The sequence below is a fragment of the Cellulomonas sp. B6 genome, assembly GCF_001462455.1.
Classification (GTDB): domain Bacteria; phylum Actinomycetota; class Actinomycetes; order Actinomycetales; family Cellulomonadaceae; genus Cellulomonas.
In genome coordinates this window covers 1-3280 of the sequence record NZ_LNTD01000016.1, presented here as the reverse complement: position 1 = coordinate 3280, position 3280 = coordinate 1, and the positions used below count along the sequence as shown (strand labels likewise).

3 protein-coding genes and 1 pseudogene are annotated in these 3280 nt (G+C 76.4%); 1 reads left to right on the top strand and 3 read right to left on the bottom strand.

Annotated elements, in window-relative coordinates; all coding sequences use genetic code 11:
• Nucleotides 1-266, bottom strand: a pseudogene (locus tag ATM99_RS01015) (hypothetical protein); the annotation flags it as partial.
• A 268-nt stretch (nt 267-534) separates the two neighbouring features.
• Here ATM99_RS01015 and ATM99_RS01010 point away from each other — a divergent pair.
• Complete coding sequence (locus ATM99_RS01010) at nt 535-1413, top strand: alpha/beta hydrolase (protein ID WP_062101101.1); 879 nt, start codon at nt 535-537, stop codon at nt 1411-1413.
• Between the two features lie 60 nt (nt 1414-1473).
• Here ATM99_RS01010 and ATM99_RS01005 read toward each other — a convergent pair whose 3' ends face one another.
• Entirely contained in the window at nt 1474-2205 is a 732-nt protein-coding gene (locus ATM99_RS01005) for an ABC transporter permease (protein WP_062101100.1), read from the bottom strand.
• Nucleotides 2202-2945, bottom strand: a complete 744-nt coding sequence (locus tag ATM99_RS01000) for an ABC transporter ATP-binding protein (protein ID WP_062101099.1) — start codon at nt 2943-2945, stop codon at nt 2202-2204. Before ATM99_RS01000 ends, ATM99_RS01005 begins: the two co-directional genes overlap by 4 nt.
• Nucleotides 2946-3280: the final 335 nt, after the last annotated feature.

Sequence of the window (3280 nt, the reverse complement as noted above, 5' to 3'; positions counted from 1 at the left end):
GGTACGACCGCCTCGACCACCGGGGTGACGACGTCGCTGGTCACGGGGGTCACGACGGCGTCGACCACGGGGGCGACGACGTCGGTCACGGTGCCCAGCAGCGACCCGAGCCCGCCGTCGGAGGACGCGGAGCGCGCGGGCGCGGCGTGCGCGTCGGCCGCCCCGAGGACGGCGCCCGTGAGCACGAGGAGCGCGGCCCCGAGCGTGGTCAGGAGCGCGCGGGAGAGCCACGTCGCGGCTCGCGATCCCTGCCCCTGGAACGGCATGTCCCCTGCACCCCCTGGCACGGCCCCCTCGCCGTGTCATGTCGACGGTAGGTCGCTGTCACGGGACCGGCAAGGCGGGTCTAGACCGCCGTCCAGGACGCCGACCGGTCACCTGCGACGATGCGCGCACACTTTCACCCGCTCCCGTCGGCCCGTCGCACGCCGGCCGACCGCCCCTCACCCGCCACCCGATGACTGCGGCACCCGCGCGAGGTCCACACCTCACGACGGCCGCGACGCGCCGCCCGCCCGACCCGCAGGAGCCGCCATGACCACCGGACCCGCCGCCACGACGCACACGCTCGACGTCCCCGGCGCGGTGCTCGCGTACGACGTCCGGGAGGCTGCCGGGCCGGCGTCCGGCCCGCCGCTGCTGCTCGTCGGGTCGCCGATGGGCGCCACGGGGTTCGGCACGCTGCGCACCCACTTCCCCGACCGGGTCGTCGTGACGTACGACCCCCGGGGCGTCGAGCGCAGCACCGTCGCCCGCGACACGGAGCCCGCGACCCCGCGCACGCACGCGGACGACCTGCACCGCCTGGTCACCGCGCTCGGGACGGGACCCGTCGACGTGTTCGCGTCGAGCGGCGGGGCCGTCAACGCGCTCGCGTGGGTGGCCGCGCACCCGGACGACGTGGCGACGCTCGTCGCGCACGAACCTCCCCTGCCGTCGGTGCTGCCGGACGCCGCCGAGGCGACCGCGGCCATGCGCGCGGTGCACGACACGTACGTGCGCGCCGGCTGGGGGCACGCGATGGCCGCGTTCGTCGCGCTCGTCGCCCACGAGGGCCCCGTGCCGGCGGACTGGGCGCGGCGACCGGCGACCGACCCGGCCGCGTTCGGCATGCCGACGCACGACGACGGGTCGCGCGACGACCCGCTGCTGGGCGTGAACATGCGCACGCTCCCGCCGTACGAGCTCGAGGTCGACGCGCTGCGCGCGGCCCCGACGCGCGTGGTCGTCGCGGTGGGCGAGGAGTCGGGCGAGACGCTCGCGGCGCGCGCCGCCCGCGCCGTCGCGGCCGTCCTGGGCGGCGAGGCCGTCGTCCTTCCGGGCGACCACAGCGGGTTCCTGGGCGGGGAGTACGGGCAGACGGGAGACCCCGAGCGGTTCGGGCTCGCGCTGCGCGCGCTGCTCGCGGACTGACACCGACGCCTGTCGGCGTACCGGACGGCGGCCTGCGACGACGCGCCTCGGCGCGCGGCCTCAGCCCGTCCGTCGGCGCAGCGTGACGACCCCGAGCACGAGCGCGCCCGCGGTGAACAGCGCCATCGCACCGACCGCGCCGCGCACGTCGGCCCACGCGGCACCCGCCGCGATGTGCTGCATCGCGTCGACCGCGTACGTCAGCGGCAGCCCGCGGGACACCCGCTCGAGCACCACCGGCATGGCGGCGCGCGGCATGAGCAGGCCGCACGTCACGAGCTGCGGCAGGATCACCGCGGGCATGAGCTGCACGGCCTGGAACTCGGTGCGGGCCAGCGCCGAGGCGGCCAGGCCGAGCGCGGAGCCCAGCACCGCGTTGAGCACGGCCACGGCGATCATGAGCGCGACCGGCCCCTCGACGTGCATGCCGCAGACCCACGTCGCGAACGCGACCACCACGAGCGCCTGCACGGTCGCCAGCGCGGCGAACGCGAGCGCGTAGCCCAGCACCAGGTCGGCGCGCCCGAGCGGCATGGTCATGAGCCGCTCGAGCGTGCCGCTCGTGCGTTCCCGCAGCGTGGCGACGCTCGTGACCAGGAACATCACGAGCAGCGGGAAGAACCCGACCAGCACCGGGCCGAACCGGTCGAGCACGTCGGTGCCGTCGAACATCCACGCGACGAGCCCGATCAGCACGCACGGCATGACGAGCACGAGCGCGACGGTGCGGTGGTCGTGCCGCAGCTGCGCGAGCACGCGCCGCGCGGTCGCGAGCGTGCGGGCCGCGGTCATGCCGCACCCGCCGCGCCGGCCGCGTCGACGAGCGCGAGGAACGCACCCTCGGCGTCGGCGGCCCCGGTGCGGGCGCGCAGCTCCGCGAGCGTGCCGTCGGCGAGGACGGCGCCGTCGCGCATCAGCACGAGCCGGTCGCAGCGGGCCGCCTCGTCCATGACGTGGCTCGAGACCAGCAGGCTGCGCCCGGCGTCGCGCAGCCGCGCGAACAGGTCCCACAGCGAGCGCCGCAGCACGGGGTCGAGGCCCACGGTGGGCTCGTCGAGGACGAGGAGGTCCGGCGCGCCGAGCAGCGCAACCGCCAGGGACACGCGCGACCGCTCACCCCCGGAGAGCGTCGCGACGAGGTCGCGGGCGTGCGACGCGAGGTCGACCTCGGCGAGCACGCGCTCGACGGAGCCGCGCGGCGCGCCCTGCAGCGTGGCGGCGTACCGCAGGTTCTCGGTGACGGTGAGGTCGGCGTAGACGCTCGGCGCCTGCGTCATGTACCCCAGTCGGCGGCGCAGGTCCGGGCTGCCCGCGGGGAGGCCGAGGACGTCGAGCTCGCCGGTCACGTGGGTCTGGACCCCGACGACGGCGCGCATGAGCGTCGTCTTCCCGCTGCCGCTGGGGCCGAGCAGGCCGACGACCTGGCCGGCGGGCAGCGTCAGGTCGAGGCCGTCGACGACCACGCGCCCGCCCCGCACGACGCGCAGCCCGCGCGCCCGCACGGCGGGTGCCGCGCTCTCGTTTTTCCCCATGTGAGGAATAGTGCACCCGGCGGCACGGCGCCGCAAGGGTCACCTCGACCGGGGACGACTCCGAGGCCGGTCGGCGGACCGCCGGCGAGGCTCGTCAGGGGACCGGATGGCTGAGCACGGCGTCGACGACGACGATCAGCAGCGACCCCGTCACCGACAGCAGGGCTCGTACCGTCCAGACCAGGGCCCGCGGTTGCGCACGCACGACGCCGCTCCTTCCGGGCACGTCTCCGTCGACGCGCCGTCAGGCCGAGACTAGGCCGACAGCAGGCGACCGGCACGTGAACCCCGGGTGAACCGGCACGTCACAGCCCCGCCCGCGCACCCGGCCCACA

Coding starts and splice junctions, on each gene's coding strand:
- ATM99_RS01010 (WP_062101101.1), top strand. CDS start 535: ATGACCACCGGACCCGCCGCCACGACGCACACGCTCGACGTCCCCGGC.
- ATM99_RS01005 (WP_062101100.1), bottom strand. CDS start 2,205: ATGACCGCGGCCCGCACGCTCGCGACCGCGCGGCGCGTGCTCGCGCAG.
- ATM99_RS01000 (WP_062101099.1), bottom strand. CDS start 2,945: ATGGGGAAAAACGAGAGCGCGGCACCCGCCGTGCGGGCGCGCGGGCTG.